Source organism: Pseudoxanthomonas sp. USHLN014 (assembly GCF_037153335.1).
In the GTDB taxonomy this organism is placed as follows: Bacteria; Pseudomonadota; Gammaproteobacteria; order Xanthomonadales; family Xanthomonadaceae; genus Pseudoxanthomonas_A; species Pseudoxanthomonas_A winnipegensis.
In genome coordinates, this window is record NZ_JBBCKO010000003.1 from 85,416 (window position 1) to 105,199 (window position 19,784).

Sequence of the window (19,784 nt, forward strand, 5' to 3'; positions counted from 1 at the left end):
GGGGGGCGCCATGCACCAGTTCCTCGAGTTCCTGCGCTTCGAGCTGAAGCTGCGCTTCAAGAGTCCGTCCACCTACGTGTACTTCTTCATGTGGGCGGCGTTCGCGTTCCTGAGCGTGGCCTCGGAGAACTTCGGGCCGGTGTCCAGCCAGAGCGGCAAGGTGATGCTCAACGGGCCCTGGGCGATGGGCTACAACATGTTCGGCGCGTGCATGTTCGGCATGATCGTGATGGCCGCGATCTTCGGCACCTCGATCCTGCGCGACTTCCAGCGCGACACCTTCCAGCTGCTGTTCACCAAGCCGGTGTCGCGGCTGTCGTATCTGGGCGGGCGCTGGTCGGGCTCGATGCTGGTCACCCTGTTCGCCTTCTCCGGCCTGCTGGTCGGGGCCTGGCTGGGCACCTACGCGCCGTGGGCCGACCATGCGCGCATCGGGCCGAACCATCTGGTCTGGTACCTGCAGCCGTTCTTGACCATCGTGGTGGTGCAGGTGTTCTTCATCGGCGCGCTGTTCTTCGCCGTGGCGGCGCTGACCCGCAGCCTGTTCGTGGTCTACGTGCAGGGCGTGGCGCTGTTCGTGCTGTACCTGATCGGCCTCACCGCCTTCTCGGCCACGCGTTCCACCGAGCATTTCTGGTCGGGCATCCTGGACCCCATCGGCCTGCAGCTGGCGCGCGTGGTCAGCGGCTACTGGTCGGTGGTGGAACGCAACAGCTGGCTGTTCCCGATGGACACCACCAGCGGCTACGCGCCGGGCGTGTTCCTCTACAACCGCCTGCTGTGGATCGGCTTCGGCGCGCTGGTGCTGGCGGCGCTGGCGCTGCTGTTCCCGATGTCGGTGGAGGCGCTGGGCGCGCGTTCGCAGGGGCGCCGCGCGGCCAAGCTGCGCACCTTGGAACAGGCGCAGGGCGCGCCGGTGCGCACGCAGATCGCCACCCGGCTGCCGCAGGTGCATCCGCGCCACGATCCGGCCACGCGCTGGCGCCAGTTCCTCGCGCTGGCGTCGCTGCGCACGCGCGCCATCCTCAAGGCGGTGCCGTTCTGGGCGCTGTGCGGCGTGCTGTTCGCCTTCATCGTCAACAACGGCTACTACGCCGGGCGCATGAGCGGCACCGACGTGTGGCCGGTGACCTATCTGATGCTCGAATCGGTGGAAGGCAACGCCTACCTGTTCCTGGTCATCGTCACCGCGCTGTATGCCGGCGAGCTGGTCTGGCGCGAGCGCGACGTGCGCTTCGACGGCATCTTCGACGCGCTGCCGCTGCGCCCGCTGCCCGACGCGGCCTCCAAGCTGCTCGCCCTCACCGCCGCGCAGGTCGTGATGCTGCTGCTGTCCATGCTCGGCGGCGTGCTGATGCAGACGGTGCTGGGCTACTACCACTACGAGCCTCTGCTGTACTTCAAGGAGCTGTTCGTGCTGGTCCTGCCGCAACTGGTGGGCTTCTCGATGCTGGCGCTGTTCGTGCAGACGGTGGTGCCCAACAAGTTCCTGGGCCACGCCATCGTGATCGGCCTGTGGGTGATCGTGCCGATCCTGTACAACTTCGGCCTGGAGAACACGCTGTACCTGCCGGGCGCGACGCCGGGCTTCACCTATTCGGACATGAACGGCTATGGGCACTACGTGCCGGCGCTGTTCTGGTCGATCCTGTACTGGCTGGCGATCTTCGCCGCGCTGGGCGTGCTGTCCATGGCCCTGGCCCGGCGCGGTGCCGAGACCGGCCTGCGCCGCCGCATCGGCGCGGCGCTGCGGCGCCCGTCCGGCTGGCTGCCGGCGACCCTGGCCTGCCTGTGCGTGGCCGCCGCGGCCGGCGGCTGGTACTACTACAACACCCACGTGCTCAACGAGTTCCTCAGCAGCAAGGACCGGCGCGCCATCCAGGCCGATTACGAGCGCCGGTTCAAGCGCTACCAGGACCTGCCGCAGCCCAAGGTCACGGCCGTGGACACCACGGTGGAGATCTATCCGGAGCGGCGCGCCTTCGAGGCCACCGGCACCTACACCTTGCAGAACCGCGGCAGCGTGCCGGTGACCCAGCTGCACTTCACCGACATCAACCAGTCGCTGCGCGCGCTGTCCTTCGACCGTCCCGCCCACCTGGTCAGCCGCGCGCCGCGCGGGCTGTACGTGATCTACGCACTGGACGCGCCGCTGCAGCCGGGCCAGACGATGACCCTGCACTTCAAGGTCGGCCACGACAGCCCCGGCTTCACCGACGGCAAGGTCGCCGACTTCTCCGGCGGCGATGCCGGCGGCAAGTTCGCCTACAACGGCACGTTCTTCGACCTGGAGTTCTTCCCGATCCTGGGCTACCAGCCCGGCAACGAGCTGGACGATCCGCGCCGCCGCCGCGAGCAGGGCCTGGGCCCGCAGCAGGAGATGGCCAAGCGCGGCGATCCGGTGCAGTCCAAGGTCAACCTGTTCAGTCCCAACGCGGACTGGATCAGCTTCCACACGGTGGTGGGCACCAGCGGCGACCAGACCGCGCTGGCGCCGGGCTATCTGCAGAAGCAGTGGCGCAAGGACGGCCGCCAGTACTTCGAGTACAGCATGGGCCAGCAGCCCATGCAGGCCTTCTTCGCCTTCGTCTCCGGGCGCTATGCGGTGCACAAGGAGGTCTACCCCGGCAAGGAAGGGCCGATCAACCTGGAGGTCTATTACCACCCGGGCCACGCCTGGAACATCGGCACCCTGCTGGCGTCCTCGCGTGCGGGGATGGCCTACAACGAGGCGCACTTCAGCCCGTTCCAGTTCCGCCAGTACCGCATCCTGGAGTATCCGCGCTATCGCAGCTTCGCCCAGTCCTTCCCCAACACCGTGCCGTTCTCCGAGGCGCTGGGCTTCATCCAGCGCCGGCGCAAGGACGACGACGTGGACTTCGCCTACTTCATCACCACCCACGAGCTGGGCCATCAGTGGTGGGGCCATCAGCTGATCGGCGGCAACGTGGAGGGCTCGAACATGATGTCCGAGACCCTGGCCGAGTATTCGGCGCTGATGGCGCTCAAGCACCAGTACGGCCCGGACTACATGCGCAAGGTGCTGCGGACCGAGCTGGACAGCTACCTGCGCGGGCGCACCCGCGAACTGCGTCGCGAGCGGCCGCTGGTGCTGGTCCAGAACGAGCCCTACGTCTGGTACAACAAGGGCGGCCTGCTGATGTACACCCTGGCCGACTACATGGGCGAGGACAAGGTCAACGCGGCGCTGCGCGACCTGCTGCTGCGCCGTCGCTACGCCAACGCCGACCCGGCCGGCGGGCGCGACGGCAGCTACCCGGACACGCGCGAGTTCGTGGCCGCGCTGCGCGCGCAGGCGCCGGCGGACCTGCAGTCCTTCATCGGGGACAGCTTCGAACGGATCGTGCTCTACGACAACCGCGCCCGCTCGGCCACGGCGCGCAAGCTGGCCGACGGCCGCTACCAGGTGACCCTGCAGGTGCAGGCCGGCAAGGCCCAGGCCGACGGCGACGGCAACGAGACGCCGGCGCCGATGGACGATCTGGTCGAGGTGGGCGTGTTCGAGGGCGCGGCCGGCAAGGAGAAGCCGCTGGCCGTGCAGCGCGTGCGCCTGGGCGCGGGCCAGCGCGACTTCACCTTCACCGTGGACCGCCTGCCCACGCGCGCCGGGATCGACCCGTACAACAAGCTGGTCGACCGTATCGCCGAGGACAACCTGGTGGACGTCTCGCTGCAGTAGCGGCAAGCGCCGTGCCGCGGCCATGCTGCGGCGCGGCGGTATCATGGGCGCATGTCCCTGCCCGAATTCCCCACCCAGGACACCGTCCTGCAGCTGGCCGGCCCGGCCGGCGCGCTGGAGGTGGCCGTCGACTTCCCCGCGCCCGACGCGGCCCAGCTGCCGGTCGTGGCCGTGGTCTGCCATCCGCTGTCCACCGAGGGCGGCAGCCTGCACAACAAGGTCGTGACCATGGCCGCGCGCGCCCTGCGCGAGCTGGGCGTGCCGACGGTGCGCTTCAACTTCCGCGGCGTCGGCGCCTCGGAAGGCAGCTTCGACGACGGCCAGGGCGAGCAGGACGACCTGGCCGCGGTGGTCGAGTGGGTGCGGGTGATGCGCCCGCGCGCGGCGCTGTGGCTGGTGGGTTTCAGCTTCGGCGCCTACGTCTCGCTGAAGGCCGCCGGCGCGCTGCGGCCCAAGGCGCTGATCTCCATCGCGCCGCCGGCCGGGCGCTGGGATTTCTCGGAGATCCATCCGCCGGCGCACTGGCTGGTGATCCAGGGCGAGGACGATGAGATCGTCGACCCGCAGGCGGTGTTCGACTGGCTGGGCGAGATCGGCGAGCGCGCCCCGCACACGCTGGTGCGCATGCCCGACACCAGCCACTTCTTCCACCGCAAGCTGATCGACCTGCGCGGCGCCCTCCAGCACGCGGTCAAGGGCTGGCTGCCGGCGGCCGGCGCGTGAGCGCCCCGCAGGTGGACCTGTTGCCCTCGCAGCGGTACGCGCAGGGCGCCCAGGCCGGGCAGTGGAGCGACGATCCGGCCCAGCACGCGGCCCTGGCCGAGCTGGACCGCATCCATACCGAGCTGTGCGACGAGGCGCAGGACGGCTTCCTGGACCGGCTCTCGGCGTTCTGGAAGAAGCCCCAGGCCGTGCGCGGCCTGTACTTCTGGGGCGGGGTGGGGCGCGGCAAGACCTTCCTGGTGGACCTGTTCTACGAAGGCCTGCCGATCCGGCAGAAGCGGCGCACGCACTTCCACCGCTTCATGCGCGATATCCACGACAAGCTGCGCGAGCACGCCGGCCAGGCCGACCCGCTGGCGCGCATCGCCCAGGACTGGAAGGATTCCCTGCGCGTGCTGGTGCTGGACGAGTTCTTCGTCACCGACATCGGCGATGCGATGCTGCTGGGCCGCCTGCTCGAGCGCCTGTTCGCCCAAGGCGTGACCCTGGTGACCACCTCCAACACCGCGCCGGAAAATCTCTACAAGGACGGCCTGCAGCGCGAGCGCTTCCTGCCGGCGATCGACCTGCTGGTCCGGCACTGCGTGGTGCTCTACGCCGAAGGCCAGCAGGACTACCGGCTGCGTGCGCTGACCCGCTCGCCGGTGTATCGCGCGCCGCTGGATGCCGACAGCGAGGCCTGGCTGGCCGGGCGCTGGCAGGAGCTGGCCGGCGCCCCGGCGCAGCGCGATGAGATCCAGATCGACGGCCGCACGCTGGTCATGCGCGGGCGCAGCCAGGACCTGGCCTGGTTCGACTTCGCCGAGCTGTGCGAAGGCCCGCGCGCGGCCAGCGACTACATCGCCCTGGCCACCGAGTTCCAGACCCTGCTGGTGGGCGGCATTCCCACCTTCGACCGCATGAACGAGGACGCCGCGCGCCGCTTCGTCAACCTGATCGACGAGGTCTACGACCGCCACGTCAAGCTGGTCTGCACGGCGGCGGCCGCGCCGGTGGCGCTGTATGCGGGCACGCGGCTGGCGGGGGCGTTCGAGCGCACGGCGTCGCGGCTGATCGAGATGCAGAGTGCGGAGTATCTGGGGACCGCGCATCGCGGGTAGGGGTTGGGTGCCGTGCGGCTGTGCTGCTGCTGTGCTGTTGTCGAGCAGATCAGCTGCCGGCGGGCTGTTGCCGCTCAAGCTGGCAACACACCCCCTACCGTCGTTCCCGCGAACGCGGGAACCTATGGACGTACAAGCGCAGCGCTAAGGACACTGAGCTCCCGCTCTTAGCGCGAAGAGTGCGCCCGCTTCTGCTCTTCTGTTGCTGTTGCTGTTGCTGTTGCTGTTGCTGTTGCTTCGGCTTTTGCCTTTGCGGTTGCTTCACCTGTCTGAGCCGTAAAGCACGCCGAGCACCGCAGCAAAGCAGGGCCGAAGAGGCGCCCTGTTTGAGCGAAGCGAGTTTGGGCGCCGTGCCCTGCTTTGCGAGGAGCGCAGGGGACCGACGCGTAGCGTCGGCGTGCGTCCCGGCGAGAAGCGGTTTTGCTTCCTTTTGACAAGACAAAAGGAAGTCGCGCCGCAGGCGCGAAAGCTTTGCACTTGGCGCGCCGCAGGCGCGTTGCTTTCGTCCTACAAGTCCCGGCGCCAGCTCCTGGCAAGTCTTGCTTTAAATTTGCAAGCAAAACTTGAGCGCCATGCAGGCGCTTCTTAGAGCAAAGCTAAAGCAAAGCTTTCGCACGGCTTCGCCGCGCGAGCTACTTTTGTCTTGTCAAAAGTAGCCAAAACCGCTTCTCGCCGGGACGCGAGCCGCCGCTTCGCGGCGGTCCCCTGCGCTTCTCGGAAGACGGGGCACGTCGCCCAAACTCGCTTCGCTCAAACAGGGCGCCTCTTCGGCCCCGTCTTCCTGCGATGCTCGGCTCGCTTTACGGCTCAGACAGGGAAGCAACGGCAACAGCCGAGGCAACAGCAACAGCCGAGGCAACAGCAACAGCCGAGGCAACAGCAACAGCCGAGGCAACAGCAACAGCTGTGCGCTACTTGCTCGCCACAGACTTGCTCCTGCACGGCGCAAACAGATCCCGCGACGCGTCGTACACCGACGTCTTGACGTCCATCAGCCCCAGCACCGACGAGAACAGATTGTCGTGGCTGGCCGGCGCATCGGCGTGCTGGCGCAGGCATTGCACGTCCAGCCCCTCGTCGCGGGCGAAGCCGTCGCCGAACCACATCACCATCGGCACATGGGTCTGCTCGCGCGGGGCGATGGCGTAGGGCACGCCGTGCAGGAAAAGGCCCTTCTCGCCCAGCGACTCGCCGTGGTCGGAGACGTACAGCAGCGCGCTGTCCACATCGGTGCGCGCGGCCAGTTGGGCGATGGCGCTGGCCAGGACGTGGTCGGTATAGGTCAGCGCGTTGTCGTAGGCGTTGACGATCTGCTCGCGCGTGCAGCGGCCCAGGTCGGCCTGCTGGCAGGCCGGGGCATAGCGGGCGAAGGCGGGCGGATAACGGTCGTAGTAGCTCGGCCCGTGGTTGCCCAGCATGTGCAGCACCAGCACGCGGTCGCCGCCCTTGGTCTTGGCCAGCTTCAGCGCGCCGTCCAGGTCCTTGAGCAGGATGCCGTCGAAGCAGCGCGTGCCGTTGCAGAATTCCGGATCGGTCGACTCGGTCACCGACTGGAACGGCAGGCCCTCGCACACGCCCTTGCAGCCGGCCTGGTTGTCGCGCCACACCACGCCGACGCCGGCGTGGTCCAGCACGTGCAGCAGCGACTGGTGGCCGCGGATCTTGGCCTCGTCGTAGTTGGCCCGGCCCCAGGGCGAGAACATGCACGGCACCGAGACCTCGGTGGCGGTGCCGCAGGAGCTGGTGTTGGGGAAGTTGATCACCCCGGCCTGGCGCAGCTGCGGCGTGGTGTCGCGCGCATAGCCGTTGAGGCCCCAGTTCTGCGCGCGGGCGGTCTCGCCGACCACCAGCACCAGCAGGCGCGGCTTGGCGCCGGCCGGGCGCAGCGGCAGCTGCACCGCGTCCAGGCCGATGGGCTGCTTGGGTTTCTTGTCGCCGGGCGGACCGGCCAGGGTCACGCGCGCCAGCGAGATCATCCAGTTGCCCGGCGCGGCCAGGTAGCGCAGGTCGTGCTGGTTGCGCATCAGCGCCGACAGCGGCTGGTAGGCGGCCACGGCCGCCAGCACGCAGGCCAGCGCCGCGCCGCCCAGCAGCGCGCCGCGGCGCAGCACGGCGACCTTGAGCGGGCGCTGGCGCACGCGCACCCGCCACAGCAGCAGCACCGGGATCAGGGCCAGCAGCAGCGGCGGCAGCAGGGACGGGGTGAGCAGCTCGGAGGACTCGCGCCGGTCGGTGGCCAGCACGTTGCGGATCATGTCCGCGTCCAGGTACAGGCCGAACTTCACCATGAAGTGCGAGGCGGCCGCGGTGACCAGCACGATCACCGTCAGCAGCGGCTGCGCGGTGCGGCGGGTCAGCAGCAGGCCCAGCAGCAGCACGTGCAGGCCGACCAGCAGCACCAGCAGCGCCAGCGCCATCGGCCACTGCTGCGTGGGCGAGGTGATCGCCGCCGACCAGAAGCGGGCGTTGCTGAAGCAGGCGAAGTACAGGCTGGCCAGCACCACCAGCGCATCGCTGGACAGCAGCGGGCGCTGGGTCAGCCAGGCCGGCAGGCGCAGGCGGCCGCGTCGCGTGTCCAGCGGCACCTCCATGCTCACGCCGGCGCGTCCGCGCGCGGCAGCATCAGCCGCGCCAGCAGCCACGACGCCGTCCAGCACACCGCCACGGCGGCGATGTCGTGCGAGGCGAAGTGCGCCCCGCGCAGCTGCTGGCTCAGCCCGAACAGCAGGCCCGCGCAGAGCGCGGCGACCAGCCCGATCCGGCCCCAGCGCGGCTGCACCGCGCCCAGGCCGAAGAACAGCGCCACCCAGCCGTAGGCGGCGCTGGCGTGGCCGGCCGGGAAGCACTGGCCCGGGCCATAGCCGGCCGGGCGCGACTGGAACAGCTCCACGTAGACATGCTTGCCGCCGTAGCGGGCCAGGTCCCAGGGGCAGTCCACGTCGGTCCAGGACTTCATCCACGACACCAGCAGCGGGCCGGCCACCGAGGCGATCAGCAGGTAGTCCAGCGGCCGCCACCAGGCGCGGGTCGAAGGCTCGCGCGAGAGCACGATGCGCAGCGCCGCCAGCGTCAGCCAGATCACCACGTCGGTGCGCTTGCCCCACTGGTGGACCAGGGTCTCGGTCGCCCAGGCGTGCTGCAGGGCCCAGCGCCCGCCTTCCCACGCATAGACATGGTCGGCCAGCCACAGATCGCCGCCGGCGCCCTGCAGCAGGGCGATGGCCACGGCCGCCGCACACAGCGGGCCCCACAGCAGCAGATCGGGATGGAAGCGTGCGGCCAACGACGCGCGCGGGCGGAAAACGGCAGGCATCTGCATGGAGAGCGCGCGAGACGAGGGAAGCGGTGGCGATGCTGTGCCGGGCGATGTCGGAGACATGTCGGAACCTGGCGCTCCCGTCATAGGCGTTCAGCCGCTGGAGCATATGGGACAATCGGCCGGCGCGCCCACACGGCTTTCCGACGTGCGGCCGTGCACCATGCGCGCCCGCGCCGCCCGCCTTCCTGCCGGCGGCCCCTGCAAGGACCCTCGCCATGCGTCTGCTGGTGATCGAAGACAATCGCAACCTGGTGGCCAATCTGTTCGACTACTTCGAACCGCGCGGCCATGCGCTGGACGCCGCGCCCGACGGCGTCACCGGCCTGCACCTGGCCACCACCCAGGCCTTCGACGCCGTCCTGCTGGACTGGATGCTGCCGCGCATGGACGGGCGCGAGGTGCTGCGCCGGCTGCGCGAGGAGCACGCCAGCACCGTGCCGGTGATCATGCTGACCGCGCGCGACGAGCTGCCCGACAAGGTCGACGGCTTCCGCGCCGGCGCCGACGACTACCTGACCAAGCCCTTCGCCATGCAGGAGCTGGAGGTGCGCCTGGAGGCGCTGCTGGCCCGCGCCGAGGGCCGCAACCGGCGCCGCGTGCTGCAGGTGGCCGACCTGACCCTGGACCTGGCCACGCTGGAGGTGCAGCGCGCCGGGCGGCCGCTGCACCTGTACCCGGCCTGCCGCAAGCTGCTGGAGGTGCTGATGCAGGCCAGCCCGGGCGCGGTGGCGCGCCAGCGCCTGGAGCAGGCGTTGTGGGGCGACGAGCCGCCGGACGGGGACATGCTGCGCTCGCATATCTACGAACTGCGCCGCAGCGTGGACGGGCCGTTCGAGACCAAGCTGATCCACACCCTGCCGCGCGTGGGCTACCGCCTGCACGCCCAGCCCATGGCGCGCGATGGCGCGTAGGCCTTCACTGCGGGCGCGCCTGCTGCGCTGGGCGCTGGTCTACCTGGTGGTGGTCACCGCCGCGGTGGTCATCGGCGGGGAGGTCGTCAACGAGCACGCCGAGCGCCAGGTCTGGCGCTCGCTGATGCGCTCGGACCTGCAGCATTTCGTCGAACGCCGGCGGGCCGATCCGGGCTACAACTGGATCGACGACCCGGCCGAGCACATGTACTTCCTGCAGCACGACGCCAACCTGCCCAAGAAGCTGGCCCGGCTCAAACCCGGACTGCACGACGACTTCTTCATCAACCACGTCAAGCATGTGGTGCTGGTGGAGGACACCGAGTTCGGGCGGCTGGCACTGGCCCTGGACCTGACCCGGTTCGAAGGCGTCGAGGGCTGGGTGACCTTCTCCACGGTGGTGACCGCGGCAGTGGCGATCATCATCTTCGGCCTGCTGATGGCGCTGGGGCTGGGCCGGGCGGTGCAGCCGCTGAGCGCGCTGGCGCGGCAGATCGCCGGGCTGCGTCCGGATGCGACCCAGGCCCGCATCGACGTGCCGGCCGACGCCAGCGAGGAGCTGCGCGTGATCGGCGAGGCGTTCAACGGCTACCTGGAGCGCAACGCGCGCTTCGTCGAGCGCGAGCGCGCCTTCATCGACAGCGCCAGCCACGAGCTGCGCACTCCGGTGGCGGTGATCGCCGGCGCCAACGACCTGGCCCTGGAACACCCCGACCTGCCGCCGGCCGTGCGCGCGCCGCTGCTGCGCGTGCGCCGCACCGCGCGTAAGGTCGAGCAGCTGATCTCGCTGCTGCTGGTGCTGGCCAAGGATCCCTCGCGGCTGACCCGCAACGCCGACCTGGTCGCGCTGCAGGACCTGATCCCGGAGGTGGTGGCCGACCACCAGCACCTGACCGAGGGTCGCGACCTGGAGCTGGTGATCGCGCCCATGGCCGAATGCGTGATCCACGCGCCGCTGGCCATCGTCCAGGCCGCCATCGGCAACCTGCTGCGCAACGCGGTGGAGAACAGCGACCGCGGCCGCATCGAAGTGGGCCTGGAGCCCGGCGCGACCGTGGTGATCCGCGACCCCGGCCACGGCATGTCGCCGGAGGAGATCAGCGCGGTCTACAGCCGCATGGCCCGCGGCGGCGGCCGCGACGGCGGCGGCATCGGCCTGGACCTGATCGCGCGCCTGTGCGAGCACCTGGGCTGGCAGCTGCGCATCGACTCCGATCCCGGCCGCGGCACCGTGGCCCGCCTGCGCTTCTGCGCGGCGGAGTGAATCTGCGGCGCCTGTGGCGCTGCGGTGGCCAGTCAGTCCGCTTGGTGGGAGCCGGCATGGCGGCGATGAGGCCTTCCCGGTAAAGCCCCATCGCCGCCATGGCGGCTCCCGCCACAAGCGCTGCGGTGCTGACGCGCAACGGCCTGCAACGCCGTCGCTCCCCCGATCCTCCCAATCCGTCGTTCCCGCGAAAGCGGGAATCCATGGACGTTCGAGCGGGAAAACCAGGAGGTCGAAGCGCAGGAGCAAAGTCCCTGGATTCCCGCTTTCGCGGGAATGACGGTAGGGGGGTTTGCTGACGGCTGACGGCTGGCGCTTTTGTGGGAGCCGCCACGGCGGCGACGGGGCTTTCCTGACGCCGCTCAGTACACTGGCCGCCGGGCGCGCCGTCCGCGCGCCACACATCCTTAAGGAACACGATGATCTCAGGCTGGGTCCTGTTGGGGATTTCCGTCGCCTATGCCGCGGTGCTGTTCGGCGTGGCGTGGCTGGGGGACCGCTATCGGCTGTATCCCAACCTGCGCTGGCTGCGCCCGGTGATCTATTCGGCGGCGCTGGCGGTGTACTGCTCGTCGTGGACCTTCTACGGCGCGGTGGGCACGGCGGTGCGCCACGGCCTGAGCTATCTGCCGATCTACCTGGGCCCGCTGCTGCTGATGGTGTTCGCCTGGCGCATCATCGAGCGGCTGGCGCTGCTGGCGCGCAGCCACAACATCGTCTCCATCGCCGACTTCATCTCCTCGCGCTACGGGCGCTCGCGCCGGCTGGCCGCGCTGGTGACGCTGATCGCGCTGTTCGGCGTCATCCCCTATCTGGCCCTGCAGTACAAGGCCGTGGCGATGAGCCTGGGCGTGCTGACCGGGCACAACCCGGAGACCACCGGCTTCTTCCACGATCCGGCGCTGTACGTGGCGCTGCTGATGGCGCTGTTCGCCGCGCTGTTCGGCACCCGCCAGGTCGATGCCACCGAACACCACCACGGCATGATGGCCGCCCTGGCGCTGGAGTCGGTGGTCAAGCTGGTGGCGCTGGTGGCCGTGGGCCTGGTGTCCTGGCACTGGCTGAGCGTGCGCGACCATCCGCTGGGCGAGGCGGCGCGCACGCTGTTCGAGAGCCAGCCGCCGGCCGGCTTCCTCACCCAGACCCTGCTGGGCTTCCTGGCCATCCTGTGCCTGCCGCGCCAGTTCCAGGTGGCGGTGGTCGAATGCGGCGACGTGGGCGATGTGCGCCGCGCGCGCTGGATGTTCGGCGCCTACCTGGTGATCATCTCGCTGATGGTGGTGCCCATCGCCACCGCCGGGGTGGAGCTGTTCGGCGGGCACGGCGCGCAGGCCGGCGACACCTTCGTGCTGGCCCTGCCGCTGGCCATCGGCCAGGACAAGCTGGCCATGGCCGCCTACATCGGCGGCTTCTCGGCGGCCACCGGCATGGTGATCGTGGCCAGCATCGCGCTGGCGACCATGATCAGCAACGACCTGGTCATGCCGATCCTGCTGCGCCGCGGCTGGGGCGAGCGCCACGACGCGGCCGACGTGGCCACGCGCGTGCTGTGGGTGCGCCGGGTCACCATCCTGGTGCTGGCGCTGTGCGCCTATGCCTACCACCGCGGCAGCAACGGCGACAGCACGCTGGCCAGCTATGGCCTGATCGCCTTCGCGGCGGTGGCGCAGTTCGCCCCGGCGCTGATCGGCGGGCTGTACTGGCGCGGGGCCAGCAAGCGCGGCGTGGAGCTGGGTATGGCGGCGGGCTTCGCGGTGTGGGGCTATACGCTGCTGCTGCCGACGCTGTCGGCCTCGGGCTGGCTGGGGCCGGAGTGGCTGGAGACCGGGCCGTTCGGCATCGCCTGGCTCAAGCCGCAGCAGCTGTTCAACCTGAGCGGCTGGGACCCGCTCACCCACGGCACGTTCTGGTCGCTGCTGCTCAACACCGCCACGATGATGCTGGTCTCGGCGCGCTGGCGGCCCTCGCTGGACGAGCGCCTGCGCATCGTGCCGTTCCTGGACCCGTACGCGCAGCGGCGCGCGCTGATCGCCAGCGAGTGGCCGGGCAACGTGCGCGTGGCCGACCTGATGTCGCTGGCCCAGCGCGTGGTGGGCGAACGCCATGCCTCGCGCGCCTTCGCCGAGCAGGCGCGCGAGCTGGGCCGCGAGCTCAAGCTCGACGCCAACGCCGACCGCGCCTGGGTGCAGTTCACCGAACGCCTGCTGGCCTCGGCCATCGGCGCGGCCTCGGCGCGGCTGGTGCTGACCAGCGTGCTGCGCGGCTCGGGCATGGAGCTGGGCGAGGTGGTGGCGGTGCTGGACGAGGCCGGCCAGGAGCTGCGCTTCAACCGCGAGATCCTCTCCTCCACGCTGGAGAACATCAGCTCGGGCGTGAGCGTGGTCGACCCGGAGATGCGCCTGGTGGCCTGGAACCGCCGCTACCAGACCATGTTCGGCTATCCCGAGGGCATGCTCTACGTCGGCCGCCCGGTCGCCGACCTGATCCGCTACAACGCCGAGCGCGGCGAGCTGGGCGAGGGCGATGTCGAGGAGCAGATCGCCAAGCGCATCGGCTACATGCGCGCCGGCAGCCCGCACGTGTTCGAGCGCACGCGCAGCGACGGCCAGGTGATCGAGATGCGCGGCCAGCCGCTGCCCGGCGGCGGCTACGTGACCAGCTACAACGACGTGACCGAGTTCAAGCGCGTCGAGCTGGCCCTGCTGGAAGCCAACGAGAACCTGGAACAGCGCGTGGCCCAGCGCAGCGAGGAGGCCGAATCGGCGCAGCAGTCCAAGTCGCGCTTCCTGGCGGCCATCAGCCACGACGTGCTGCAGCCGCTCAACGCGGCGCGGCTGTTCACCTCGGCCCTGCGCGAGAGTGGCGGCGACGCGGCCGAGCAGGTGCGCCTGGCCGAGCGCGTGGACGCCTCGCTGCGCGCGGCCGAGGAGCTGCTCGACGGCCTGCTGGACGTCTCGCGCATGGACCACAACCGCCTGCGCGCCGAGCTGACCGACTTCGACGCGGCCGAGGTCATGCGCGAGCTGGCCGCGCAGTACGCGCCGGTGGCCGCCGGCCGCGGCCTGCAGCTGCGCGTGCACGTGCGCGACCGCGCCCCGGTGCGCAGCGATCGCCGCCTGCTGCGCCGGGTGCTGCAGAACTTCATCGCCAACGCGCTGCGCTACACCCGCTCGGGCCGGATCGTGCTGGGCATGCGCGGCCGCGGCGCGCAGCTGGAGCTGCAGGTGTGGGACACCGGCCCGGGCATCCCGCCGCAGCACATGCGCCAGATCTTCGACGAGTTCCAGCGCTACCAGCAGCCCTTCGACTGGGGCGAGCAGGGCCTGGGGCTGGGCCTGTCGATCTGCCAGCGCATCTCGCGCGTGCTGGACGCGCCGCTGGACGCGCGCAGCAACGTCGGCAAGGGCAGCATGTTCTCAATCACCGTGCCGCGCGCGGCCAGCATCAGCGCCCGCCCGGCCGTGCCGCGGCGCATGCCGGCCAGCGACTCGCTGACCGGGCTCAAGGTGCTGTGCGTGGACAACGACCAGGAGATCCTGGATGGCATGCGCGTGCTGTTGGGCCGCTGGGGTGTGAACGTGGTCACCGCGGCCACCGTCGATGCGGCGCTGGAGCGCGTGGTGGCCGAGGCGCCGGCGGTGATGCTGGTGGACTACCACCTGCACGACCGCCTGGAAGGCCTGGACACCCTGGATGCGCTGCGCGCCGCCAGCCCGGGCCCGATCGCCGGCGCGCTGCTGACCGCCGATGGCCGCGACGAGCTCAAGGCCGAGGCGCGCGAGCGCGGCTATCGCCTGCTGACCAAGCCGGTCAAGCCGGCCTCGCTGCGCGCCTTCCTGGCCGCGCACGGCGCCGCCGCGCGCTGAATCGCGCCTGCGTTTGTCGGCGCCGACTGACAGCGCCGACATGCGCGGCCGGGCTAGGCTCGCGGTCCCACGTCGCTTCGGATCCCGCATGCGCGCCGCGCCTGACCCGTCCACCACCGCGCTGGGCGACCAGCTGCAACAGGCCATCGACCATCTGCCGCCGGACCAGCTCAGCCTTGACGCGCTGCTCGACCAGTTCGGGCCGCAGGGATTGCTGCTGCTGACGGCGTTGCTGACGTTGGTGTTCCTGATCCCGGTGTCGATTCCCGGGGTGAGCACGGTGTTCGGCGCCGGCATCCTGCTGGTCGGCGTGTGCCGCCTGCTGCGCCGCCCGCTGTGGCTGCCGGCGCGGCTGCGCGAACGCCAGCTGCCTTCGGACCGGCTGCGCAGCGCGCTCGGCCGCGGCATGGTCTGGGTCGGGCGGCTGCAGAAGATCAGCCGCCCGCACCGGCTGCCCGCCCTGGTCGATTCGCGCCCGGCCGAGACGGTCAACGACGCCGGCCTGGTGCTGGGCGCGCTGCTGCTGATGGCGCCGTTCGGCTTCGTGCCCTTCTCCAACACCTTGCCGGCGCTGGCGATCCTGCTGCTGGCGATCGGCCTGATGCAGCGCGATGGCGTCGCGGCGCTGCTGGGCCATCTGATGAATCTGGCCAGCATCGTCTACTTCGGCGTGCTGATCGGCGGCGGCGGCCTGGCGCTGCGCGAGGCGTTGCAGCGGCTGGCGGGCTAGCCGGGCCTAGTGGTCGACCTGGCCGCGGTATTTCTTCTCCCCGGCCTCCACTGCCAGCTGCGCGACCTGACCGTCGGCGGTCTTGCTGAGCAGGTTCTCCCTCGGAGGGAGCGGGCAGGTCGCATACGCGGTGTAGGCGCAGGGCGGATTGTAGGCGCGATTGAAGTCGATGAGCACCGTGCCGTCGGCCGCCACCGGCCCGGTGCGCAGGAAGCGCGCGTTCGGATACGTCGTCTTGCCGCTGGTGCCGTCGCGGAAGATGAAGTTCAGGCTCTTGCTCGGGTCGCCGAGGGCCTGCAGGCGCCAGGTCTTGCCGTTCTTCTCGAACTCCACATAGCCCGGATTCGGCGTGTCGGTGACGTTGCCGATGATGTTGGCGATCGGCAGCGTGGTGCCCGGCGGATTGGGATGGAACCTGGCCTTGATCGCCCAGGCCGGGTTGGCCGGATAGAAATCCACCCCCGCGAAGTTCAGCCGTGTCGGCGCGTCGGCATGACGCACGCGCAGCGCCAGCCGGTCGGCGCGCTTGATCAGGCTGATCTTGCCCTTTCCGCCGTCGTACACCAGCTGGGTGCCGCCATCGTGGCCCTCGGGCGCGAGCGCGATCTCATGGTCCAGCGGCTTGCCGTCCACGGTGATCGCGGCCGCCTTGGCCGGGGTGAAGTAGACGGTCTGTCCGCGCTCCTCGATCACGCCCAGCGTGGCCGGCGCGATCGCCAGCTTGATGCGGTTGCCGTCCGCGCCGCCCACCGACTGTTTGCCCGGCTCGATCCAGTGCAGCCCGATCACGCTGGGCCAGCCGTCGGGCTTGCGCAGCCCGGTGGCATAGTCCTGCTCGAATTTGGCCTGCGCCTGGGCGAAGGCGCTTGCGTTGGGCTGGCCGGACGCGGCGCCCGGCTTGGGAAGGTCGGCCGCCCAGGCGCCGGTGCCGGACAGCAGCGCGATGAGCAGGCCGGCGGCGAGTCGCCTGGGCGCGGGATGCGAAGTCTTCACGAGGGTGCTCCGTTGAGGGAAGAGGCGGGCGCTCACCAGGTGGCGCCCACGTTGAGGTAGAGATAGCGGCCGTAGTCTTCGTACAGGGCGGCCAGATAGTTGCCGCCGGCGTCCAGCGGCGGATCCTTGTCGAACAGGTTGCGCGCGCCGACCTCGACGTAGCTGCCCGCCAGCGCGCCCAGGCTGAAGCCCTTCCTCAGCGACAGCGTCCACAACTGGGTGGCATCGACCTTGTGCGGCGCGGTGCTGGCCACGAAGCTGTAGGCCGCGCTGGTGACGCTGCCGATGTAGTTGTCGCGCAGGCGCACCGTCCAGTCGTCCCGATGCCAGATCAGCGCCGCGCTGCCGCGCCACTCCGGCTTGGCGCCCTCCAGGCCGACCTGGTTGTAGGCGGCCAGCGTGGCGGGGTCGACGATGTTCACCAGCACGCCGCTGGCGATCGCGCCGGCGATGGCCTTGACCTGCGGCAGCGGCTCCTGCGAGTAGCGCTTGAGCTGGCTGACGTTGACGGTGAACGTCCAGTCGCCCCAGGCCGTGCCGCGCTTGCGCCAGCTCAGGTCGTAGTCGATGCCGCGGGCGGTGAGCGGGTTGCCGTTGGCGTAGTAGGTCTTGACGTACTGCAGCGCGCCGACCGGGGCGATGCCGGAGCCGGCGAACTGGGCCGCGTCCTCGGCGGTGGGGTCGAGCCGGACGACGTTGGGACTTCCGCCCTGACCGCTGGTGCGCAGGTAGGCGTCGTAGAGCAGTTCGTTGGTCCCGCCGAGCGCGCTGATCGGGTTGTCGATCCGGATCTGCCAGGCGTTCACGCCCAAGCTCAGCCGGCCGGCCGCGTCGGGCAGGAACGCCGGCTCGAACACGAACCCGTACGAGTACTGCTTGCTGGTCTCCGGCTTGATGCTGCCCTTGTCGAACACCGTGCCGGTGTCGATGTTCGTGGACAGCGGCGCCAGCAGCACCGCGCCGCTCGTGGCGCTGGTGCAGGCGCTGTAGCTGGCGTAGGCGCCGCGCTTGACCAGCGCATCGCAGCGGATCAGGTCGATGGTACTGCCGCCGCGCCAGATGGTCCCGGAGTTGGCCAGCTCCAGCGCGGGCGCGTGGAAGCCGCCGCTCACCGAGCCGCGCAGCAGCAGGCCGTCCACCACGTTCCAGGCCAGCGCCAGCTTCGGCTTGGCCACCGAGCCGGCGTCGTTGTAGTCCTCGTAACGGCCGGCGACCTGCAGATCGATGGCTTTGACCAGCGGAATGCCCAGCTCGGGCGAGACCAGCGGCACGGCGAGCTCGGCGAAGACGGACTTCACCGTGCGGCTGGCGCTGATGTCGTCGGAATAGCTGGTCAGGAACACGTTGCTCGAGTTGACGTTACCCGTATACCAGTCGAGGTACTGGACGGTGCCGTCGACGTTCGCGTCGCGGTCGTCCTTGGCGGTCTCGCGGCGAAGCTCCACACCCGCGGCCACGCCGATCTCGCCCGCGTACCAGCGCAGCGCATCGGGCCGATCGACCTTGAAGTCCCACGAGGCCAGCGTGGTGGTGCCGATGCGCGTGGTCCAGCCCAGGATGCCGGCCAGGTCGGAGGGCGTGGCGTCGCCCCAGCTCGGATGCGACGGGTCGCCGCCATTGAAGGGGTTGTAGGCGTCGGCGGTGGTCTTGTTCAACGCCGCGACGAACTGATTGAACAGGCCGTTCTGCTGGCTGTCGACCACGCGGGCACGCGCGTACAGGACGGCGCTCTCCCAGTTCCAGCCGCCCTCGGTGCTGCCGCGCACGCCGGTCAGCACCCGCACTTCCGAGTTGTCGTCCTTCAGGCGCTGCACGGGCTCGTCGACCAGCTGGTAGTTGGTCAGGCGGATCGCGCTGGCGCCGGCCGCGGCGGCGGCGGCGCGCAGGGACGCGGGAACCCAGTACGCGTTGGTGTCGACGTACACGTAGTTAGGCACCGTGGAGCTCAGCACCGAGTTCGGGCCGCCGGAGAAGCGCGATTCGGACTTCGCGCGGTAGTAGCCCAGTTCGCCGAAAAGCTGGGTCGTCTGGCTCAGATCGAAGTGCGCGCTCGCGTAGACGTTGGCCTTGTCGACCGAGGGCTCCTGGGTGATGCCTGGCGCGGCCGAGGTGTCGTAGCGCAGCGAGGTCGGAACCGAACTGGCGCGGCGCAGGGTGCCGGTGGTGTCGACGTAGTACGGCTGGCCCAGCGTCGCGACCGAGCCGTCGGCGTTCTTCCTGACCAGCGTGAACTGACCCCAGGGCGTGTAGGTGCTCAGTCCACCGGCGGTGCCGTTGGGATCGGGCACCGCGCGGCCGTCCTCGGCGATGCTGCGCCGGGCCGTCGCGGTATAGGCCTGGTCGCTGTTGAGCAGCTTGCTCTGGTGCGAGGCGCCGTAGAGCAGGCTGACGTTGCCGCGCCCCTCGGCGAAGTCGCTGCCCCAGTAGCCGTCGAGCGACCGGGTCGAACGGCTGGTGCCCTCGGCGTGGCCATAGCCCAGTTCGACCCCGCCGCCGTTGAGGTTGCTGGGCAGGACCAGGTTGACCACGCCGGCCACCGCATCGGAGCCGTACACGGCCGCGGCGCCATCGAGCAGCACGTCCAGGCGGTCGAGGCCGAAGGTGGGGATCGCGTTGGCGTTGTAGGAAGGCGTGTTGCCGCTGAGCGGGTACTGGACCGTGCGGCGACCATCGACCAGCAGCAGCGTGTACTGCGAGCCGATGTTGCGCAGGTTGATCGAGGCCACGTCGCCGCGCGCATAGTTCTGGTTGCGGCCGGCATTGACGGTCTTCTGGGTGAAGGCCACATCGCCGAACTGCGGCAGGTTGCGGAACAGCTCATCGCCCTTGGTCGCGCCGGTCGAGTCGATCTGCTCCTTGCTCACGCTGACCACCGGCAGCGCCGCCTGCGCGCCACCGCCGGCGATCTGCGAGCCCACCACGGACACCTTGTCCAGCGTCTTGCTGTCGCCGTGCTGCGGCACGTCGGTCGTTTGCGCCGTCGCGTCCTGCGGCTTGGTGTCGCGCTCGGTGGTGTCCTGCGCATGCAGCGTGCCGCTGCAAAGCAGTGCGCACAGCGCCAGCGACAACCGGGATCGAGCGCGCGTCTCCAGCACGAGCGGGTTTGGAGAATGACGATGCGGCTGCACGCGGCGCCCTGTGTCGGTGAAGGGGAGCAGCAGCCTGAACAGCGTTCATC

At 70.1% G+C, this 19,784-nt stretch carries 11 protein-coding genes; 7 read left to right on the top strand and 4 right to left on the bottom strand.

Translation table 11 applies throughout. The annotated features are described in order from the left end of the window. The first annotated feature begins 10 nt into the window (after positions 1-10). From WFQ05_RS07405 to zapE, 3 genes are read left to right on the top strand one after another with little or no spacing between them, the layout of a single operon-like run. Positions 11-3,700, top strand: coding sequence for an ABC transporter permease (locus WFQ05_RS07405; RefSeq protein ID WP_337053310.1), 3,690 nt, complete (start codon positions 11-13; stop codon positions 3,698-3,700). 51 nt (positions 3,701-3,751) lie between these two features. Further along, positions 3,752-4,423 carry an alpha/beta fold hydrolase gene (locus WFQ05_RS07410; RefSeq protein ID WP_130524573.1) on the top strand — a complete coding sequence of 224 codons (672 nt, stop codon included), beginning with the start codon at positions 3,752-3,754 and terminating at the stop codon, positions 4,421-4,423. 11 nt (positions 4,424-4,434) lie between these two features. Further along, the gene (gene zapE, locus WFQ05_RS07415) at positions 4,435-5,523 is read left to right on the top strand and encodes a cell division protein ZapE (protein ID WP_337053551.1); all 1,089 of its coding nucleotides are present in this window, start codon (positions 4,435-4,437) and stop codon (positions 5,521-5,523) included. Positions 5,524-6,434: 911 nt separating this feature from the next. Here zapE and WFQ05_RS07420 read toward each other — a convergent pair. Then, the gene (locus WFQ05_RS07420) at positions 6,435-8,114 is read right to left on the bottom strand and encodes a phosphoethanolamine--lipid A transferase (RefSeq protein ID WP_337053552.1); all 1,680 of its coding nucleotides are present in this window, start codon (positions 8,112-8,114) and stop codon (positions 6,435-6,437) included. Positions 8,115-8,116: 2 nt separating this feature from the next. Continuing rightward, on the bottom strand, positions 8,117-8,842 hold the full coding sequence (locus tag WFQ05_RS07425; RefSeq protein ID WP_337053311.1) for a phosphatase PAP2 family protein: 726 nt from the start codon (positions 8,840-8,842) through the stop codon (positions 8,117-8,119). 215 nt (positions 8,843-9,057) lie between these two features. Here WFQ05_RS07425 and WFQ05_RS07430 point away from each other — a divergent pair, with 215 nt between their 5' ends. From WFQ05_RS07430 to WFQ05_RS07445, 4 genes are all read left to right on the top strand, one after another. Beyond that, entirely contained in the window at positions 9,058-9,753 is a 696-nt protein-coding gene (locus WFQ05_RS07430) for a response regulator transcription factor (RefSeq protein ID WP_130520729.1), read from the top strand. Continuing rightward, positions 9,743-11,017 (top strand): HAMP domain-containing sensor histidine kinase, encoded by a 1,275-nt coding sequence (locus WFQ05_RS07435; RefSeq protein WP_337053312.1) that lies wholly within the window; start codon positions 9,743-9,745, stop codon positions 11,015-11,017. Before WFQ05_RS07430 ends, WFQ05_RS07435 begins: the two co-directional genes overlap by 11 nt. Positions 11,018-11,436: 419 nt before the next feature. Continuing rightward, a complete protein-coding gene (locus WFQ05_RS07440; protein ID WP_130524576.1) occupies positions 11,437-14,883 on the top strand; it encodes a PAS domain-containing hybrid sensor histidine kinase/response regulator in 3,447 nt (1,148 codons plus the stop codon). A gap of 88 nt (positions 14,884-14,971) precedes the next feature. After that, the gene (locus WFQ05_RS07445) at positions 14,972-15,613 is read left to right on the top strand and encodes an exopolysaccharide biosynthesis protein (RefSeq protein ID WP_337053313.1); all 642 of its coding nucleotides are present in this window, start codon (positions 14,972-14,974) and stop codon (positions 15,611-15,613) included. A 6-nt stretch (positions 15,614-15,619) separates the two neighbouring features. On the opposite strand, the gene WFQ05_RS07450 is transcribed toward WFQ05_RS07445, so the two are convergent. Together WFQ05_RS07450 and WFQ05_RS07455 are read right to left on the bottom strand one after the other, a co-directional pair. Further along, complete coding sequence (locus WFQ05_RS07450) at positions 15,620-16,606, bottom strand: DUF1684 domain-containing protein (RefSeq protein ID WP_165402999.1); 987 nt, start codon at positions 16,604-16,606, stop codon at positions 15,620-15,622. 32 nt (positions 16,607-16,638) lie between these two features. Beyond that, a complete protein-coding gene (locus WFQ05_RS07455) occupies positions 16,639-19,674 on the bottom strand; it encodes a TonB-dependent receptor (protein ID WP_337053314.1) in 3,036 nt (1,011 codons plus the stop codon). Positions 19,675-19,784 lie beyond the last annotated feature (110 nt).